General features: G+C 40.2%; 13 protein-coding genes and 1 tRNA gene. 6 read left to right on the top strand and 8 right to left on the bottom strand.

Annotated elements, in window-relative coordinates; translation table 11 throughout:
- Positions 1 to 7: 7 nt before the first annotated feature.
- Entirely contained in the window at positions 8 to 1,375 is a 1,368-nt protein-coding gene (locus ABJN95_RS01480) for a c-type cytochrome (protein WP_348368216.1), read from the bottom strand.
- Positions 1,376 to 1,610: 235 nt separating this feature from the next.
- Here ABJN95_RS01480 and ABJN95_RS01485 point away from each other — a divergent pair, with 235 nt between their 5' ends.
- Complete coding sequence (locus ABJN95_RS01485) at positions 1,611 to 1,979, top strand: SPOR domain-containing protein (protein WP_348368217.1); 369 nt, start codon at positions 1,611 to 1,613, stop codon at positions 1,977 to 1,979.
- 168 nt (positions 1,980 to 2,147) lie between these two features.
- On the opposite strand, the gene infB is transcribed toward ABJN95_RS01485, so the two are convergent.
- Genes infB through rimP form a run of 3 tightly spaced genes read right to left on the bottom strand, consistent with a single transcriptional unit; the run spans position 2,148 to position 6,615 of the window.
- Positions 2,148 to 4,853 (bottom strand): translation initiation factor IF-2, encoded by a 2,706-nt coding sequence (gene infB, locus ABJN95_RS01490; protein WP_348368218.1) that lies wholly within the window; start codon positions 4,851 to 4,853, stop codon positions 2,148 to 2,150.
- A 53-nt stretch (positions 4,854 to 4,906) separates the two neighbouring features.
- Positions 4,907 to 6,139 carry a transcription termination factor NusA gene (nusA, locus tag ABJN95_RS01495; RefSeq protein WP_348368219.1) on the bottom strand — a complete coding sequence of 411 codons (1,233 nt, stop codon included), beginning with the start codon at positions 6,137 to 6,139 and terminating at the stop codon, positions 4,907 to 4,909.
- Positions 6,140 to 6,153: 14 nt separating this feature from the next.
- Complete coding sequence (rimP, locus tag ABJN95_RS01500) at positions 6,154 to 6,615, bottom strand: ribosome assembly cofactor RimP (protein WP_348368220.1); 462 nt, start codon at positions 6,613 to 6,615, stop codon at positions 6,154 to 6,156.
- A gap of 327 nt (positions 6,616 to 6,942) precedes the next feature.
- On the opposite strand from rimP, the gene ABJN95_RS01505 reads away from it, so the two are divergent.
- Positions 6,943 to 8,328 carry a cation:proton antiporter gene (locus ABJN95_RS01505; protein WP_348368221.1) on the top strand — a complete coding sequence of 462 codons (1,386 nt, stop codon included), beginning with the start codon at positions 6,943 to 6,945 and terminating at the stop codon, positions 8,326 to 8,328.
- Between the two features lie 56 nt (positions 8,329 to 8,384).
- Here the strand turns inward: ABJN95_RS01505 and ABJN95_RS01510 are convergent.
- A tRNA-Gln gene (locus tag ABJN95_RS01510) sits at positions 8,385 to 8,456 on the bottom strand.
- 338 nt (positions 8,457 to 8,794) lie between these two features.
- On the opposite strand from ABJN95_RS01510, the gene ABJN95_RS01515 reads away from it, so the two are divergent.
- Positions 8,795 to 12,163: a DUF2723 domain-containing protein gene (locus tag ABJN95_RS01515; RefSeq protein ID WP_348368222.1), complete on the top strand. Its 3,369-nt coding sequence runs from the start codon at positions 8,795 to 8,797 to the stop codon at positions 12,161 to 12,163.
- Positions 12,164 to 12,345: 182 nt separating this feature from the next.
- On the opposite strand, the gene ABJN95_RS01520 is transcribed toward ABJN95_RS01515, so the two are convergent.
- From ABJN95_RS01520 to ABJN95_RS01530, 3 genes are all read right to left on the bottom strand, one after another.
- Entirely contained in the window at positions 12,346 to 12,642 is a 297-nt protein-coding gene (locus ABJN95_RS01520; protein ID WP_138656227.1) for a thioredoxin family protein, read from the bottom strand.
- Positions 12,643 to 12,774: 132 nt separating this feature from the next.
- On the bottom strand, positions 12,775 to 14,010 hold the full coding sequence (locus ABJN95_RS01525) for a metallophosphoesterase (RefSeq protein WP_348368223.1): 1,236 nt from the start codon (positions 14,008 to 14,010) through the stop codon (positions 12,775 to 12,777).
- 57 nt (positions 14,011 to 14,067) lie between these two features.
- Positions 14,068 to 14,790 (bottom strand): copper homeostasis protein CutC, encoded by a 723-nt coding sequence (locus ABJN95_RS01530; protein WP_348368224.1) that lies wholly within the window; start codon positions 14,788 to 14,790, stop codon positions 14,068 to 14,070.
- Between the two features lie 134 nt (positions 14,791 to 14,924).
- Here ABJN95_RS01530 and ABJN95_RS01535 point away from each other — a divergent pair, with 134 nt between their 5' ends.
- The 3 genes from ABJN95_RS01535 to ABJN95_RS01545 all read left to right on the top strand — a co-directional run bounded on the left by ABJN95_RS01535 (position 14,925) and on the right by ABJN95_RS01545 (position 19,384).
- Positions 14,925 to 15,920, top strand: a complete 996-nt coding sequence (locus ABJN95_RS01535; protein WP_348368225.1) for a N(4)-(beta-N-acetylglucosaminyl)-L-asparaginase — start codon at positions 14,925 to 14,927, stop codon at positions 15,918 to 15,920.
- Between the two features lie 196 nt (positions 15,921 to 16,116).
- Complete coding sequence (gene polA / locus ABJN95_RS01540; RefSeq protein WP_348368226.1) at positions 16,117 to 18,954, top strand: DNA polymerase I; 2,838 nt, start codon at positions 16,117 to 16,119, stop codon at positions 18,952 to 18,954.
- A 25-nt stretch (positions 18,955 to 18,979) separates the two neighbouring features.
- Positions 18,980 to 19,384, top strand: a complete 405-nt coding sequence (locus ABJN95_RS01545; protein WP_348368227.1) for a T9SS type A sorting domain-containing protein — start codon at positions 18,980 to 18,982, stop codon at positions 19,382 to 19,384.
- The last annotated feature ends 2 nt before the right edge of the window (positions 19,385 to 19,386 follow it).

A 19,386-nucleotide genomic window follows, 5' to 3' on the forward strand; every position in this document is an offset into this window, starting at 1 on the left:
GTTTGTATTAATAGTGACACTTTCCACACTCCAAACCGCCCATTTGCGCTGCAGTCAAAGTTTCAACGCCGTATTTCTTAGAAAGTTCATCGTGAATCTTAGCGTAGTACTCGTTACCCTCAACCTTCACATTTGTTTCTCTGTGACAGTTTACACACCAACCCATGGTTAATGGAGAATACTGGTACATGATTTCCATTTCCTCAACAGGACCATGACAGGTCTGACATTCAATCTGACCAACCTCAACATGTTGAGAGTGATTAAAGTATGCAAAGTCTGGAAGGTTGTGAATACGAACCCATTCTACCGGCTTACTCTCGCCTGTATATTTCTGGTTTTCTTCATCCCAACCAACGGCGGCGTATAATTTTTTGATTTCACCGGTATAGAATTCGTTGGTATACCCATTCGCCAAATCTTCTTTTGAAGGCGCCTCACCAGTAGTGCCGGTATACTCATAAATAGATTTATGGCAGTTCATACAAACGTTCAAAGAAGGAATACCCGAATGTTTTGATTTGCGCGCTGAAGAGTGGCAATACTTACACTCTATTTTGTTAGCTCCCGCATGAATCTTGTGTGAATAATGAATGGGCTGAATTGGAGCATATCCTTGATCAACGCCAACTTGCATCATCCAGCCATAAGCAAAGTACCCACTGGCCAACAAAAGAAAAATTGCCGTTACCAAAACCAAGAATTGATTTTTAGCAAAGGCCTTCCATAGCGGCATTCGCTTAGGATGTTCCTTCTCAAGGTCGACTCCATTTGCCTCCATCACCCTTCTCAAAGTCTTATTGACCGACATTAGCATGAATACCAATAAACCAAATACCAAAGCTAAGGCACCCAAAACTATTTCGTTGGAAATGCCTCCAGATGCCGGTTGACCCTGATCACCAGAACCAGTTGAGGCTACGACTGCCGCCGTTGTTGGCGGAGCTGCGGTATAAGCTAAAATATCATTTATGTCACTATCGGAAAGTGTAGGGAAAGCGGTCATTGCCGCTTGATTGTATTCTGCATAAATCTTGTTGGCATACGAATCACCCGATTTAATCATACCCGGACTATTCTTGATCCAAGCATTAAGCCATTCCCTATCTAAACCTTCATCTTCAGCTAGTCGAGCTTCTACATTTGCCAAAGCCGGCCCAGTCATTTTTCGGTTTAATGCGTGACAGGCCGCACAATTCTGATTAAAAAGCGCCTTTCCTTTTGCCGCATCACCACCAGAAGCATCTTCGGTTGCAGCAGCTTCAACAGCAGCAACTTCGTCTTGTGCAAAAAGTGAAATGGAAGAGAGTAGAAAAACTACTAGACTGATACCTAAAACTTTAGAAATTTGATTGCGGTAAGTAACCTTTTTCATATACAGAATATTTCAATCTAAATCTTGGCACGATAATTTATATACTAGAAAATAAAGGTTGGAATTATCGCTTCCTAAATTGGATGCAAAAATACGACACAGACTTTATTTAGAAAATCTTAACGTATCGATAATTTATAATTTATAATTGTTCTAAATAAAGAGAAATTTAGTTACTGTGAACGATAAAAAATTACTTTTGTACGTAGCTATTGCAAGACTTTTAGCAAAAACCATGAAAACACACCTATACATACTATTTTTGGCATTTTCCATCTCCTATATTCAGGCACAAAAAGGAGAAATAAAGATTGAACAAGATGAAAAAATTGAAGCGCTTTTAGACATTTACAAATCGTCAAATGAAAGTGCAAATTACTACAGAATTCAAGTCGGTTTTGGCTCACATGCCACCGCCCAACGTATCAAATCAGAAGTTGAAGTTGACTTCCCGGGTTTATCTTCAAAAATTGATTTTGACTCCCCTACCTACAGGGTAAGATTGGGTCGATTTAAAACAAAGTTAGAAGGGGAACGAAAATTGCAGGAGGTGCGGCGCAAGTATCCGGCTGCAATGTTGTTAAAACCAAAAAAATCGAGCTAATTGCTCGATTTTTTTTGTGTTTCAATTGAGCGCTTTATTTATTTTAAGGTTAGGGTTGATACGCCATGGTATCGTCTGAGCTTTACCACCCTATTTTACTAAACACAAAACCCCTCCTTAAATAAGGAGGGGTTTTTTAGCGTTTTTATATACTCGTTTTTCTTGAAATTATTTGGATTTTAATTTCTTCGCGACTGCAACTTCTTGGAAGGCTTCAACAATATCTCCCTCTTTGATATCATTGTAGTTTTTAATCTGCAAACCGCAATCGTACCCTTTGGAAACTTCTTTTACATCGTCTTTAAAACGTTTCAACGAAGTTAATTCACCCGTATAAATTACAACACCATCACGAATTAATCGAATACCTGAATTTCTAAAGATCTTACCTATGGTTACCATACATCCGGCAATAGTACCGACTTTGGAAATTTTGAAGGTTTCACGTATTTCAGCCGTACCTGTAATCTCCTCTTTCATTTCAGGGGAAAGCATTCCTTCCATGGCATCTTTCAAATCATTTATGGCATCATAAATAATAGAATACATACGGATATCAATTTCTTCCTTATCTGCTACCTGCCTGGCGTTACCCATTGGCCTTACATTAAACCCTATAATAACCGCGTCAGAAGCTGAAGCTAAAAGCACATCCGATTCCGTTATCGGACCTACTGCTTTATGAATGATATTTACCTGTATTTCATCAGTAGACAGTTTTTGGAAAGAATCTGTAAGAGCCTCCACAGAACCGTCTACATCACCTTTTAAAATAATGTTCAATTCTTTAAAATCACCCAATGCGATTCGCCTTCCAATTTCATCTAGCGTAATATGACGTTGTGTTCTTACCGATTGCTCGCGTTGTAATTGTGAACGTCTTGTGGCAATTTGCTTTGCCTCACGCTCATCATCCAACACATTGAACTTATCACCCGCTTGAGGCGCCCCGTCTAAACCTAATATGGATATCGGTTGAGAAGGGCCAGCTTCCATAATGATCTTTCCGCGTTCATCTTGCATGGCCTTTACCTTACCACTGCAGGTTCCTGCAAGAACAAAGTCACCAATTTTAAGGGTTCCAGCCTGTACTAAAATCGTAGAGACATACCCTTTTCCTTTGTCTAGGAAGGCTTCTACAACAGTACCATTTGCCAGCTTATCTGGATTTGCCTTCAACTCTAACAATTCAGCTTCAAGCAATACTTTTTCCAACAATTCCTTTACACCATCTCCAGTTTTAGCCGAAATGTCATGCGACTGAATTTTACCTCCCCAATCTTCTACCAAAAGATTCATATTCGCCAAACCTTCCTTGATCTTATCTGGATTGGCCGTTGGTCTATCTATTTTATTTATCGCAAAAACAATGGGTACTCCCGCCGCCTGAGCGTGACTTATCGCCTCCTTTGTCTGTGGCATAATATCATCATCTGCCGCAATAACGATAATTGCTATATCTGTAACCTGAGCACCACGCGCACGCATCGCCGTAAAGGCCTCGTGACCCGGTGTATCTAGGAAAGCAATCTTTTGCCCATCTTGTAGCGTAACCCCATAAGCACCAATATGCTGTGTTATTCCACCGCTCTCACCTGCGATAACATTTTCTTCACGGATGTAATCTAATAACGAAGTTTTACCGTGATCCACATGCCCCATAACCGTAACTATAGGAGCTCTTGGCTGCAAATCTTCTGGAGCATCTTCCTCTTCTTGGATACTCTCCTCAATATCGGCTGTAACAAACTCAACTTCATATCCAAATTCATCGGCCACGATTGAGAGAGTTTCGGCATCTAATCGTTGGTTCATGGTAACCATGAGCCCTAGCGACATACAGGCCGAAATAACCTCTGTAGTAGAGACATCCATCATGGTTGCCACCTCACTTGCAGTAACAAATTCGGTTACTTTCAGTGTTTTGCTTTCTATTTCCTGTAATTCGGCATCAACATCCATTTGTTGACGGTGCTGATCGCGCTTATCTCTTCGATACTTAGCGCCTTTTCCTTTTTTCGATTTCCCTTGAAGTTTCTCTAGGGTTTCTCGCACTTGTTTCTGTACATCAGCTTCTGAAGGCTCGACCTTAGGTGCGCCAAAGCGTTGTCCTCCTCCTTTACGGCCACCCGCACCTGATCCTCTTTGACCTGCTCCACGGCCAGAATTTGAACCGGGCTTATTGCTTACTATACGTTTCCTTTTTTTCTTGGCATCTGTATTAGCGGAGCTAGCAGAAGGTTTTGCTTCTTCTTTCTTTTTCTTCGGCTTCTGAAATTTGGTGAGATCTATTTTATCTCCCATAATTTTTGGTCCGGAAAGCTTTTTGTACTGGGTGGCGATTTTTGCATCCTCAGTCGCTTCTTCAACAACTTCCGGAGCAGCTTCTTTCTTCTCTGCCTCTTTCGGCTTTACCGCCTTTTCTTCTGCGGGTTGTGCCTTTTCCGGCACTGTCTTCTCAACAGGTTTTGGCGCTTCTGTTTTTACAACTGCTTTTTCCTTTTTCTTAGGATCAAGGTCTATCTTACCTACAGTTTTAGGACCACTCAGTTCAGCTTTTGCCTTAATCACTTCGGAGGCTGCAGCTCTTTTCTCTCTGGCCAACCTTCGCTCTTCCTGTTCTTGCTCTAATTGAATACGTATGGCTTCCTTCTCCTTTCGTTTTTCTTCGCCGACTTCTTTAGATGCAACTTTCTTGCTCATATCAGTCTGGAACTCGTCCAATAACACCTGATGTACCTCGTCGGAAATCTTGGTGGTAGGGCGCGCCTCTATTTCATGGCCTTTTGACGCTAGAAAATCTACCGCTCTATCCAATGAAATATTTAGTTCTCTGAGAACTTTGTTAAGCCTTATTGTTGCATTATCTGCCATAAATACGAATTGCCTATTCTTTTAATTTCTTATATAATACCGCTAATATATAGCTATTCTTCTAATTCTGCTTTTAGTATACGTACAACTTCGGTAATTGTTTCTTCTTCAAGATCTGTTCTTTTTACAAGGTCATCAACATCTTGCTCTAAAACACTTCTTGCCGTATCCATTCCTATTTTCTTGAACTCTTCAATGATCCAAGCATCGATTTCATCTGAGAACTCAGTTAACTCAACATCTTCTTCTACACCCTCACGGAATACATCAATCTCATAGCCAGTCAATTGACCAGCCAAACGAATATTATGACCTCCTCTACCAATTGCCTTGGAAACTTCTTCAGGTTTTAGATACACCTGTGCGGTCATTTTCTCATCGTTTAATTTGACCGAGGAAACCCGCGCCGGACTCAAAGCTCTTGTAACCAAAAGTTGTGGGTTGTTCGTCCAGTTGATTACGTCAATATTTTCATTGCCCAATTCGCGAACGATACCATGAATACGAGACCCTTTCATACCCACACAAGCACCGACAGGATCGATACGATCGTCATACGAATCAACAGCGACTTTCGCCTTCTCTCCAGGAATTCGCACTGCCTTTTTAATGCTAATCAATCCATCGAAAACCTCAGGAATTTCTTGAAAGAACAATTGCTCCAAAAACTTAGGAGAACTCCTTGACATGATTATGGCAGGCTTGTTACCTTTCAATTCTACGCTTTCTATGATGCCTCTTACATTATCTCCTTTTCTAAAGAAATCAGAAGGTATTTGTCTGTCTTTCGGAAGGATAATCTCATTGCCCTCATCATCCAATAAAATAATGGCTTTATGACGAATGTGATGTACTTCAGCCGTATAAATTTCACCTTCAAGGTCTTTAAACTGCTTGTAAATCGTAGTGTTATCGTGCTCGTGAATTTTGGAAATTAAATTCTGACGCAAGGCCAAAATCGCCCTTCTGCCTAAATCCATCAACTTCACTTCTTCCGACACATCTTCTCCGACTTCAAAATCGGGCTCGATCTTTTGCGCTTCAGAAAGCGAAATTTCTTCATTAGGTTCCTCAACCTCGCCGTCTTCAACAACAATACGGTTTCTCCATATTTCCAAATCACCCTTGTCTGGGTTGATGATAATATCAAAGTTATCATCAGATCCGAATTTCTTCTTTAAGGCGTTTCGAAATACATCTTCTAAAATCGCCATCAACGTTACTCTATCTATGAATTTATCATCTTTAAATTCTGAGAAAGATTCAATTAACGCAATATTTTCCATGGGTCTGTTTCCTATTAAAATTTAAGTATAACTTTTGCTTCTTTTATCTCAGAAAAATCAATTTCTTTCTTTTTCTGAACTGTATGCTTCCCTTTTCCTATGGGTTTGGGTTCCCTTGCTTTCCATTCTAAAACAATATTATGGTCAGTTGCTACCGTCAAATTACCTTCAAAGGTTTCTTCGGTCGTCTTTACCTCCAACTTTCTGCCAATATTCTTTTTATACTGACGCGGCAAAATCATTGGCGAAGCTGCTCCTGCCGAAGTAACTTCTAAAGAAAAGTCTTGCTCTTCGCGGTCTAGATTGTGCTCAATAGCACGACTGATTTTCATACAATCTTGAACTGTAACCCCTTCATCTCCATCTAAAACCACCTTAATTTTGTTATCTAAAGAGATGGAGAAATCAATCAAAAACAAACTTCCATCTTCCTCAAGCGCATCATTCAAAAGTGTCTCTACCTGTTCCCTAAACATACGTCTTACCAATTTTCAAGAGACCCTGATCCTCATCAGGATTTGTTCGATTCGTTTCTTTTCACTTGCATTTTATGCTCTCGAAAAGAAAATCTCGTAAATAAAAAAGAGGACTTAATGTCCCCTCATGAATAAAAAATCTATCCTTTCAGTGGCGCAAATATACACTTATTTTTGTTTTTCTCAAATTCTATAGAGGCACTTACTTTCGGTGCAAAAAAGATCTTGCCTTATCAAATATTCACTTCATCACACAATAATATCGTATTAAATACTATTTTTAATAAAGCGAGACACAATACGCTAATTTCAAAAACCGAATAACCAATGGAAATTTTATCCTCCTACAACCTCATTATTGGGGCTTCAGTCATCGTCGTACTATCATTTTGGTTTAATGGCATTTCAAAAAAGACCAATATCCCTTCCGTTCTTATGCTGATCGTTTTGGGAGTGCTTATCAATATCGGGCTCGGATTTTTTGTTTCTGAAGATATTGATTTTGGGGAGACTCTTGGAGGATCGCTAGAAATCTTAGGTACCGTAGGATTGATTATGATCGTGCTAGAAGCTGCTTTAGAATTAGAACTCAAAAAGGAAAAGACCATCCCCATTCTAAAATCTATGGCCATAGCTTTGATCGGTCTTGTAGGTTCTGCATGGGTTGCCGCCCTGATTCTCTATCAACTAGTAGATGGTATGACCATGCAATCTGCTTGGTTATATGCTACCCCCTTGTCGATCCTCTCGAGTGCGATTATCATTCCTAGTGTAGGAGGATTGGAGGATTTTAAAAAGGAATTCCATATTTACGAAAGTACCTTCTCTGATATTTTCGGCATCATGATGTTCTATTTTTTAGCTGGCGGACTGAACCCCGCAGAAGATGGAGGGGTGGTCGGTTTTTCAATAAACCTTGTGCTAACTATAGTGATTGCTGTGGTAGCGAGTTACGCCATTATTCTAGTTTTTCAACGTATAAAAAGTCAGGCCAAACTTTTTCTGTTGATCGCCGTTCTTCTATTGCTCTACGCCATTGGCAAACAGATGCACCTTTCGTCATTGATTATCATTTTGATATTCGGTTTGATCATTAAGAACATTAACCTTTTCTTTCCCGGCAAGACAAAAATCTTTTTAGAGGAGGAACGTATGCACCAAATGTACCACGAGTTGCATATCATTACGCTTGAAACCGCCTTTATTGTCCGTACTTTTTTCTTTGTGATCTTTGGAATTACCATTGTATTATCATCCTTATTAAGCTTGAAGGTTACCTTAATCAGCGTTTTGATTATCGCTTCCATTTATGCAATTCGATGGGTTATTCTGCGGGTTTTTATCGGAAAAGACATGTTGCCACAACTGTTCATTGCCCCAAGAGGGTTGATTACAGTTTTACTTTTCTACGCCATACCTGCGCAAGCAGAAGTAGCAGGTTTCGAATCGGGAATTCTACTTTTTGTTATCATCGCTACAAGCCTTGTTATGACTTGGGCAATGATCAAAGACAAGCGTAAGATGGGTACATTACTCGATGAAATTGATGAAGAAGTACTGCTACGGAACGAAGCTGAAGATGCCTTAAATGAACATTCTGAAGTTTCTAGAGGCATAGAAACCGCTGAACCAGAAGTTTTGGAAAATCCTGAAACCGATGGCGGAATTTCTATGGAGGATATGGATATTGAAGGAGAGCTACCGAATGACTAAAATTTCCAAATAAAAAATCCTAACATCAAAAGATATCAGGATTCATTGAATTTTAGTTGGCCCACAAGGACTCGAACCTTGAATGACGGTACCAAAAACCGGAGTGTTGCCAATTACACCATGGGCCAATCTCTCTACACTGAAATAAATTCAGCAATCGAGCGTGCAAATTTAAAACAAACTTTGGTTTGCACAAACATTTTTAGGAACAATAATCCAAAAAAAGTCGCTCCACCACTAGCTCCACTACTTTGATGCAGCGTGACGAGCCATTTTGGTTACAGAATCCATAACATCTCTATAAATTAGGGTCTTTGCAACACTTAAACAGGCGTGTACTTTTATTGAAACAAAAGCAGTACTAGTACTGGTACCAGTACTTTTTTCATTGTTAAAGGTTTATCAAAAAACAAGTCGCATATCTATATTTATTCCTAAATTCGCCCATAGTTTAATCAAACCGTGCATGTTTTCAAAGAACTTCGAAAAATGGGACACTATACTAGGGTGGTCCGTATTTTTTATTGCCTTCATCGTTTATTTTATCACCGTCGAACCCACTAGTAGTTTTTGGGATGCTGGTGAATACATTTCTACTTCGGCAAAGTTACAAGTTGGGCACCCCCCAGGAGCCCCGCTAATGCAGATGATCGGAGCATTTTTTGCCATGTTCGCCTTTGGTGATGATTTATTCGTAGCTCGAATGGTAAACTTTGTTTCTGGGGCGTCAAGTGCTTTTACCATACTTTTTATGTTTTGGACGATTACCAACCTAACTCGAAAATTGATAAGCAACAAGGATGTATTCACCAATAGCAAGGCCATAGCTGTTTTGGGCAGTGGAATTGTTGGTAGTTTGGCCTTTACGTTTTCCGATAGTTTTTGGTTCAATGCAGTTGAGACCGAGGTATACGCCATGGCAAGCCTTATTATGGCTGCCCTATTGTGGTTAGGGTTAAAATGGGTTGACAACCTAGATAATCCAAGAGGAAACAAATGGCTGGTACTGATTTCATTCGTGGTTGGATTGACCTTCGGAATTCAGTTTATGGGCTTTTTAGCCATACCTTCTATTGGCCTGCTCTATTACTTTAAAACTTATAAGAAAACAACCGTCAAGAATTTCTTACTTGCGAATATTGCGGTGGTGGGTATCTTAATGTTGGTGTATAAATTTTCCTTGACCTATGTACTCCAACTTTTTGGCTGGGGTGAAGTTTTCTTTATTAACAATATTGGGCTTCCGTTCAACTCAGGTTCCATTATCATTGGCCTACTTTTTATAGCCGCTTTTTATTTTGGGTTACGCTATACGCGAAAAAACGACTATAAAATCGCCAATACCATTGTACTTTGTTTAATGTTCTTGTTTTTAGGATTTTCTTCCTGGATCATGCTACCCATACGTGCCAATGCAAATGTAGTAATCAACGAGAACGACCCTTCTGACGCTCGTTCACTTTTAGCATATTATAATCGTGAGCAATATCCCGGGGTGGATAGCCCAGTGTATGGAGCGTATTATTCCGATTTGTTTGCACCTGCAGGTGAGAAAAAAGATTTGGCGCCAAAATACGAACGTGATGAAAAATCGGGCAAATATATAGTGGTTAACTTTTATAAGGATGCTGATCAAAGTGCAAACGCAGAGCATGTAGGCTTACTTCCTAGAATGTGGAGTACACAACATGCCGAAAACTATATGCGATATTTTGGTCGTCTAGACTTTAAGGTCAACCGCTCAAATGATGAATTGCGCCAAGCCGTAAGACAGGTGAAAGATGGCTTTGACAATGGTGAAATTGATGCCGAGCAGTATATCAGTTTCCTAAAGCGATTTGATGAATATATTGAGGTGCAACCTCCTACCCTCTGGCAGAATATCAAATATATGGTCGAATTCCAGTTTAGTTATATGTACTGGCGTTATTTTATGTGGAATTTTACTGGTAAGCAAAATGATGTGCAAGGGCGCTATAACGAAAATGGAAACTGGATTAGTGGCATCAATTTCATTGATAGTATTCGGCTAGGCAGTCAAGAAAACCTGCCAAGTGATATTGAAAATAACAAAGGCAGAAATACCTATTTCTTCCTACCTCTTCTCTTGGGAATTATTGGATTGGTATTTCAAATTTCTAAGAATCCCAAACAATTTTGGGTACTGTTTGTTTTCTTTATGTTTACGGGCTTGGCCATTCAATTTTACACCAACCCCTACATCTTTCAACCTCGAGAACGCGATTACTCCTTAGTCGGCTCCTTCTATGTTTTTGCGCTTTGGATAGGTTTAGGAGTTTATGGTCTTTTCGATGAAGTCAGAAAGTTGTTGAGTGCCAAAATAGCGGCTCCAGCCATAACTGTGGTATGTTTGCTAGCGGTACCGTTTTTGATGGCATTTCAGAATTGGGACGATCACGACCGTTCAAACAAATTTACTGCTCAATCTACAGCAAAGGCCTATCTCGACTCTTGTCAAAAAGACGCAGGCGCGATAATTTTTACCATCGGCGACAATGATACTTTTCCATTATGGTACGTGCAAGAAATTGAAGGATATCGCACAGATGTACGTGTGGTGTGTACCAGCCTTTTTGAAACAGATTGGTATGTGGATCAAATGAAGCGAAAAGCCTATACAAGCGACCCCATTCCGTCACAAATAGCACATGAAAAATATCGCACAGGCAATAGAGATGTACTCTACCATCAAAATGCCGATCAAATTTTCAATAAAGAGGTATCTGAAAGTAGATGGAGCGTTCAGGCATTTATAGATTGGGTAGATGGCGACCAACCACAGACAAAGTTCAAATACTTTTTAGAACAAATGGGTGCCGACACCGCTGATTATTCTGAAGATATATTGAACTACGTATACTACCCGACCCGAAAATTGCGCATCCCAGTAAACAAGAAAAATGCGCTTGAAAGCGGATTGGTCAAACAAAAAGATACTGCGAAAATAGTAGACTATATTGATATTACACTACCGAATGTCATTACAAAAAAAAGTATGATGATGTTGGATATTATGGCCAACAACGATTGGAAACGCCCCGTTTACTTCTCTGGAGGAAGTTTCGATGATGCGGAATTTATTTGGATGAAAGACTATCTGCAGTTGGATGGATTGGCTTACAAACTGGTTCCCATTAGAACTGAGAGACCCAACGGTTTTGAAATGGGAAGAATCGATACCGATCTGATGTACGATATTGTCAAAAACTGGGATTGGGGCAATTCGGGCGACCCAGATATTTATCACGACACCCAAACGCGTATACAAGGAGTTACTTTCAGAGGAAATCTTGCTCGTTTGATGGAAGCCTTGATTAATGAAGGTAAGATCGAAAAGGCGAAAGAGGTTATTACTATTTCAATGACCAATATGCCCATCGATCAATTTGGGTATTACACCTTAGTAGAACCTTTTGTTGATGGCTATTATAAAGTAGGTGAAACTTCTAAGGCCAGAGCATTGTTTGAACGTTTGAAAACGAAATATCAAGAACGCCTTGATTATGCTGCAAATACTGATTTAGATCAACAATATGATAAAATTGATGATATCATAAGCGATATGGAAGGATATCGGAGAAATATCGATGTTCTTATAGCAAACAATGATCGCGAATTCGTTGATAAAGAAACTTTGATCTTTAATGAATATATTGATAAATTCAGTCATTTCTATAAAGAAGAAATAGACGAGGGAAGCGCTCCTTTGAACGAATCGGATCCTGACTTAACAGATACGGTTCCGATTACCGATACAAGTATGCAGTCGACAGAAGATACTAGAGATTCAGTTTTAGTACCGCAAGGAAATTAGGCTTTGTCGTTTGAAGTCTAGCGAAACCAGTTGTCTAATTTCAAAGCACTTTAAGTCGCCAATGCCATAGGCTATATAACCAATAGTATGCTTCGGTGTGAAATGTAGAATTATTGAAAGTATTGTTGCTTGAATCTAAACGCCTACCCTGCCTATCAGGAGCTGCGATCTAAGGTCTATTACTAAACGTATTCGTTGAGAATTCCAATTAAGGTATTCGCATCTTGTTCGCCGCTTTGTCGCCAAACCATTTCACCTTTTTTGTAGATCATCAAAGTAGGAAGACCTTTCACACGAAGGGCATTCGAAAGTTCTTTATTCTTGTCTACATCTATTTTAATGACCTTTCCTTTATCTCCTAGGGCAGCTGCAACATCACGTAGAACAGGATGCATAGCGGTAGACTGATCGTTCCAATCTGCGTAGAAATCTAATAATACAGGAACTTTTAAATCAATAAGCTCACCAAATTTTGACATATGTATATCATTGGGTTACACGTCAAAAGTAGTAAAAATTGTTAAATTCCTAGAGAAGTTGTAGGTTTTTGGGGTATAATACGAGTTAAATTCATGTTAAGAAACAGTTTCGAATATGCTAAGCACAAATTCTTAAACAGTCTCCGGGAATTTCTTTTTCAAGGTTATCACCGTAATTTCTGGCCAAATTCCAAACCTGCCAGGATAACCAATAAAACCAAATCCTCGATTTACGTTGATATACTGCCCAAATTCTTCATAAATACCCGCCCATTGTTTGTAACGCCATTTTACCGGACTCCACTTTATCCAACCTGGAATTTCCACTCCGAATTGCATACCGTGAGTATGACCACTTAAGGTCAAATGATAGTGATAGTCATCAGGAACAACCTCTTCTTCCCAATGGCTAGGATCATGACTCATCAAGATCTTGAAATCTTCTTTTTTTACCTTAGATTTTGCCTTTTGCAGGTCTCCTGCTTTTTTAAATCCTCCTTTTCCCCAATTCTCTACTCCAATTAAGGCAATACGCGCATTTTCTTTTTCCAAATAGCGGCTTTCGTTTAATAACAGATCGAAACCCATTTCTATTTGAAGATTCTTTAAATCTTGTAGATTAGTCGCCTTCTCTTCTGGCGTATCCCACTCAACATAATCACCATAATCGTGATTTCCTAAAACTGAATATTTCCCGTCTTTTGCTTTAAGGGAAGTAAACAGTTCCTTCCAAGGATACATTTCTTCCGCCTTGTTATTTACCATATCGCCAGTAAATAAAAGCACATCACTTTCTTGTTGATTTATCAAATCAATGGCATATGCTATCTTCGTACGGTTGTCAAAACTTCCGCTATGCACATCTGATATTTGGGTAATTTGATACCCATCAAAAGCATCTGGCAGGTCATCATATTCCATAGTGTATTTTAATACCTTGTAATTGTACTTGCCCTTGTACATACCATATAACAAAGCGCCAAAAGGTAAAGCAGCAATACCCAGACCTATTAGACTTAAAAACCGTCTTCTTTCGCCAAAGCTGAACTCTTTTTCGCTGCCTGCAATTCTCTTATAGCCGGCCGCCAATAAGCGAAATATGTCTTCAGAGAAAAGAAAGAGCACGGTAATTGTTTGAAACGCTAGCATGGCAATTAAAAAGCCAAAAGCGTAGCTCTTCGGGCGACTAAGAACACGGCCCGGCTCTTCACCTACAGTAAATTGAAAAATGAAGTTTCCAATGACCAACAAGGTGAGTATGATAAAGCTCCAATGCACCCAAGGATATCGCGATGCTGTTTTCAACGCTTGCAACGCATAAAATGCTAAAAGGAGATAGAAAGCTATAAAAATAATCCAACGAAGCATAGGCAAAATTTTGGCAAAGGTATTTTAAATTGATTTCCAGAAGAACGCAATTAGGTTTTATTTAACGGCCTTTATAACCTCTTGAATGGCTTCAAAACTAGATATCGGTACCGAATCGTCTGACAACATACTCGGCGAATTCAGACCGAATTTAGGTTCATTCTGTATATTTTGATGCATTCTAGATGCAGACAAATGTATGGCTTTGAAGCCTCTTTCCTTAAAAAGGCGAGCATTGTCAGCATGTATTCCGGAGCCAGGCATAATGGTAGTACCCGATGCCTTCTCTTGAAGATCAACAAGAAGTTCCATTCCTTCGATTGCGGTCTTCCGCTGCCCCGATGTAAGTAGGGTATCTACACCAGATTCTTCTAGCCATTGTAACGCCCGAAACGGATCTTGAACCCATTCGAAAGCACGATGAAACGTAAATTTCAGATTACTTGCCACCGCCATTAACTCCATGTTACGATTTGCGTCAATGACAAAATTAGAATGCAAAACACCCGATACAATTCCATCAAAACCAAGTTCACTACAGAATGCAATATCCCTTTTCATGATATTCAACTCCTCATCAGAGTACGTGAAATCACCACTTCGGGGTCGAATCAACACCCGAACCGGAATCGAAATTTTCTCGCTTACTGCCTTTAAAAGACCGTAGGAAGGGGTAATTCCGCCCACAGCAAGTTCTGAACAGAGTTCAATTCTGTCAGCTCCAGCTTTTTCAGCGTTAAGCGCTGATTGCAACGAATTCGCACAAACTTCTACTAGCATAAAACTACTTCAAGATCAAGCTCTAGTTCGATTCAAAATAAGAATCAGGAACAAATTTAAGCTTGCATTAATAATTTAGGTGGTGAATTACCTATCCCTTATATTTAAACTCCTAATTTAAACAACCTGAACCGATGCAAAGAAGAAACTTCCTAAAAAATTCAAGTGCCGCCGCCGCCGGGCTGATTTCCGCTCCTTTAATGGCTTCCTGCAAGGAGGAATCAAATTCAAAAGCTGCTCCAGCCGACCAGGTAAAAAACATTCGGCCTATAACCATCTGTACTTGGAACTTTGAAAATGCAACGGCAAAAGCTTGGAATGTTTTAGAACAAGGCGGCAATTCATTAGATGCGGTACAGCAAGGAGCCATGGTGGAGGAAGCCGATGTAAATAATCAAACCGTGGGTATAGGCGGCAGACCCGATCGCGATGGCAACGTTACCTTAGATGCATGCATAATGGACAAAGATGGCAATTGCGGATCGGTACTCTGTATGCAAAATATTGCCAGTCCGGTTTCTGTGGCACGAAAGGTAATGGAAGAAACACCGCATGTGATGCTTGCTGGAAAAGGTGCCGAAAAATTCGCCTACGAACAAGGGTTTAAAAAAACAAACCTTCTAACCGAACAATCAAAAAAAGAATGGGTAGAATGGAAGAAAACCTCAGAATACAAGCCCATCATCAATATTGAAAACCACGACACCATAGGTATTTTAGCAATTGATAAAAATGGTGATATTTCGGGTGCCTGTACTACAAGTGGCATGGGTTATAAATATGCAGGGCGTGTTGGCGACTCTCCCATTATTGGAGCCGGACTTTTTGTTGATAACGAAATAGGAGCTGCAACGGCAACGGGCGTTGGTGAAGAGGTGGTTCGAACAGTGGGTAGTTTTTTAATCGTGGAATTGATGCGTCAAGGAAAGTCGCCACAAGAAGCCTGCGAAGAAGGTGTAAAACGTATCATGGCCAAAAATAAAGACCGCACCGATTTTCAAATCGGATTTATTGCCATCAATAAACAAGGGGAAACCGGCGGCTATTGTATTCAACCTGGCTTTACCTATCGCACCTATTCAGACGAAGGGCATGTAAATAACCCTTCGGAGTCTTTCTTGAATGGGTAACTTTTACTTCGGCAACTTCCCCTTAAAAGAAACAAGAAAATCGGTTAAGCAAAACCTTGGTCTATAATTAAAACTACAGTGTAAAATTGACTCATTTACATGAACTAGTGGCACGCTCAATAGCACAATACGAGAAATAAACTTTTCTTTCAAAACAAACTTCGTACTTTTAACTTCGGACTCTTAATTTTTGGCAATGGCAGAACAAAAACGACTTTTTTTACTTGACGCATATGCATTGATATTCCGAGGCTACTACGCCTTAATCAAAAACCCGAGAATCAACTCAAAAGGAATGGATACCTCGGCTATAATGGGTTTTATGAATTCGCTCTTCGATGTTATCAAACGTGAGAAACCAGATCATTTGGCTGTCTGTTTTGACAAAGGTGGCAGCGCAGAACGCACAGAACTTTTCCCAGAATACAAGGCCAATCGCGATGAGACTCCCGATGCGATTCGCATTGCCGTACCCTATATTCAAGATATTTTGAAGGCAATGCACATTCCAGTGGTTGTAAAAGAAGGTTGGGAAGCAGATGACATCATAGGCACACTGGCAAAGCAAGCCGAAAAAGAAGACTACAAAGTTTTTATGGTAACCCCTGATAAAGATTTCGGGCAGTTGGTTTCAGAGAACATTTTCATGTACCGCCCTGCGCGCATGGGCAATGGGATCGAAATTTGGGGTATTCCCGAAATACAAAAACGTTTTGGTGTACAACGCCCTGAACAAGTGATTGACTATCTAGGTATGATGGGCGACGCAAGTGATAATATTCCAGGTTTACCAGGTGTGGGAGATAAAACAGCAAAAAAATTCCTAGAGGAGTTTGGCTCTATGGAAGGCCTATTAGCGAATACCGATAAACTAAAAGGGAAGATGAAAGAGAAGGTGGAAGCCAATAGCGAACTAGGCTTGCTATCTAAAAAGCTCGCTACAATTAGCCTTGATGTTGATGTGACTTTTGATGCCAAAGACTACGAAATGTGCGAGCCAGACGGCGGCAAGGTGCAAGAAATTTTCGAAGAGCTTGAGTTTAGAAGATTGAGAGAACAATTCATCAAAATATTTTTAGACGAAGCAGAACAAAGCCAAACTGAAGCTTCAGGTGCTCCAACCCCTAAAGCAAAGGCAAAAGAGGCTGGCGGAGGGCAATTTTCCTTATTTGGTGGCGACCCCTCTGAGGCGGCTGGAACCATCAAAGATTACAATAGTCGCAAAACCATTGCTGATACACCTCATGTGTATCAAAGTATCGCACCAGGTATGGCGATGAAACTATTCATCCAAAATTTAATGAAACAGACTTCGGTTTGTTTCGATACCGAGACAACCGGAATCAATCCGTTGACTGCTGAATTGGTAGGGATTGCTTTTTCTTGGGAAGCAACAAAAGGATTTTACATCCCCTTTCCGGAAGACAAAAACGAAGCACAGGAAATCGTCGAACTACTGCGTCCGTTTTTTGAAGCTGAAGAAATCGAAAAGATTGGTCAGAACCTCAAATACGATATCAAAGTGCTGCACAAGTACAATGTTAAAGTAAAGGGCAAGTTCTTCGACACCATGTTGGCCCATTATTTGATCAACCCCGACATGCGACATAATATGGATGTATTAGCGGAAACCTATCTTAACTATACCCCCGTTTCAATTACCGAACTGATTGGCAAAAAAGGAAAGAACCAACTATCAATGCGAGACGTTCCCTTAGAGAAACAAACCGAATACGCGGTGGAGGATGCCGACATCACCTTACAACTGGCCGAGCATTTTAGACCAGAATTAAAGGAAGCCAAGACGGAAGACTTGTTCAACAATATAGAGATTCCCTTATTGCATGTTTTAGCAGACATGGAGTTAGAGGGAATCAATCTAGATAAAACCTTTTTAAATTCACTTTCTGAAGAGCTCAATAGTGACATTGCCTCCTTGGAAAAGAAGATCTACAACGCTGCAGGCGTGGAGTTTAATATAGGTTCACCAAAGCAATTGGGAGAAATTCTTTTTGATAAAATGAAATTGGTCGACAAACCTAAAAAGACAAAAACTGGGCAATATTCAACCGCGGAAGATGTGCTTTCTTACTTGGCCAAAGACCATGAAATAATACAAAATGTTTTAGATTACAGAGGCTTGTCTAAATTGAAAAGCACCTATGTTGATGCGCTACCATTACAGGTAGATGAAAGTACCGGCAGGGTACATACCGATTATATGCAAACTGTAGCGGCTACCGGAAGATTAAGCAGCAACAATCCGAACCTACAAAACATTCCGATTCGAACTGAGCGCGGTCGAGAAGTACGAAAAGCTTTTGTGCCACGGGATGAAAAATATACCTTGCTAGCGGCAGATTACTCTCAAATAGAATTGCGAATCATTGCAGCTTTGAGTGAGGAAACCACGATGATAGAGGCCTTCAAAAACGGAGAGGATATTCATGCTTCAACAGCCGCACGGGTTTTTAATGTTCCCTTGGAGGAGGTTACTCGCGAACAGCGCAGTAATGCCAAAACCGTCAATTTCGGAATCATCTACGGCGTCTCGGCTTTTGGTTTGAGCAATCAAACCGAGCTCTCGCGTTCGGAGGCCAAAGAGCTCATCGAAACCTACTATAAAACCTATCCGAAACTTAGAAATTATATGGGTGAACAGGTAGATTTTGCCCGCGACAATGGCTATGTGCAAACGGTTTTAGGCAGACGTCGGTACTTAAAAAACATCAATGGTAGCAATGCCATTGTTCGTGGAGCTGCCGAACGAAATGCGGTCAATGCTCCTATTCAAGGCAGTGCGGCCGATATCATAAAGATAGCCATGATCAATATTCATAAGAAACTTTCTGAAGACAACTATAAATCAAAAATGCTCTTACAAGTGCATGATGAATTGGTTTTTGACGTGTACAATCCTGAAATGGACCAACTCAAAGCCATGGTAAAATCTGAAATGGAGAGTGCCTATAAACTTTCTGTTCCCTTAGATGTAGAACTAGGGGTAGGCTCAAATTGGCTTGAGGCCCATTGAAAGGCTTATTTTCTAACATTTTTTTGTGATTTACAACGTACTAAGCTTTACCCTACTGCGTTATAAAAAGACCAAACCCTATGTGATGAAAAACCTGGCTTTAATCCTATTTGTGCTATTTTGCTGTACAGCGACGGCTCAAACTTCAGAGATTCAGAAGATTTCCTCCTCAGAAACGACGGTTACAAAACCTAAAATAAAAGTATTTCCGAACCCAGCTACGAACGTGGTCAACATACTTGGTTTAAAAAATAGCAGCCGAGCAACTATTGTTATTTCAGATATATCAGGAAATACCGTACTCCAACACCAATGGGCTATTCGTAATAATGCAGTTAGCATTCCTGTTCCGAATTTGGGTGCTGGTATTTATGTGGCAAGAATCGAATCGGAGGAACAGCACATACAGACCAAGTTTTACAAAAATTAAGT

Origin of the sequence: Maribacter sp., assembly GCF_039974175.1 — a bacterium.
In the GTDB taxonomy this organism is placed as follows: Bacteria; Bacteroidota; Bacteroidia; order Flavobacteriales; family Flavobacteriaceae; genus Maribacter_C.

Excerpts from the sequence above, each read along its gene's own strand:
- ABJN95_RS01530 (WP_348368224.1), bottom strand. The coding sequence starts at position 14,790 with ATGCTAGTAGAAGTTTGTGCGAATTCGTTGCAATCAGCGCTTAACGCT.
- infB (WP_348368218.1), bottom strand. The coding sequence starts at position 4,853 with ATGGCAGATAATGCAACAATAAGGCTTAACAAAGTTCTCAGAGAACTA.
- ABJN95_RS01535 (WP_348368225.1), top strand. The coding sequence starts at position 14,925 with ATGCAAAGAAGAAACTTCCTAAAAAATTCAAGTGCCGCCGCCGCCGGG.
- ABJN95_RS01485 (WP_348368217.1), top strand. The coding sequence starts at position 1,611 with ATGAAAACACACCTATACATACTATTTTTGGCATTTTCCATCTCCTAT.
- ABJN95_RS01525 (WP_348368223.1), bottom strand. The coding sequence starts at position 14,010 with ATGCTTCGTTGGATTATTTTTATAGCTTTCTATCTCCTTTTAGCATTT.
- rimP (WP_348368220.1), bottom strand. The coding sequence starts at position 6,615 with ATGTTTAGGGAACAGGTAGAGACACTTTTGAATGATGCGCTTGAGGAA.
- ABJN95_RS01480 (WP_348368216.1), bottom strand. The coding sequence starts at position 1,375 with ATGAAAAAGGTTACTTACCGCAATCAAATTTCTAAAGTTTTAGGTATC.
- ABJN95_RS01520 (WP_138656227.1), bottom strand. The coding sequence starts at position 12,642 with ATGTCAAAATTTGGTGAGCTTATTGATTTAAAAGTTCCTGTATTATTA.
- ABJN95_RS01515 (WP_348368222.1), top strand. The coding sequence starts at position 8,795 with ATGTTTTCAAAGAACTTCGAAAAATGGGACACTATACTAGGGTGGTCC.
- polA (WP_348368226.1), top strand. The coding sequence starts at position 16,117 with ATGGCAGAACAAAAACGACTTTTTTTACTTGACGCATATGCATTGATA.
- nusA (WP_348368219.1), bottom strand. The coding sequence starts at position 6,139 with ATGGAAAATATTGCGTTAATTGAATCTTTCTCAGAATTTAAAGATGAT.
- ABJN95_RS01505 (WP_348368221.1), top strand. The coding sequence starts at position 6,943 with ATGGAAATTTTATCCTCCTACAACCTCATTATTGGGGCTTCAGTCATC.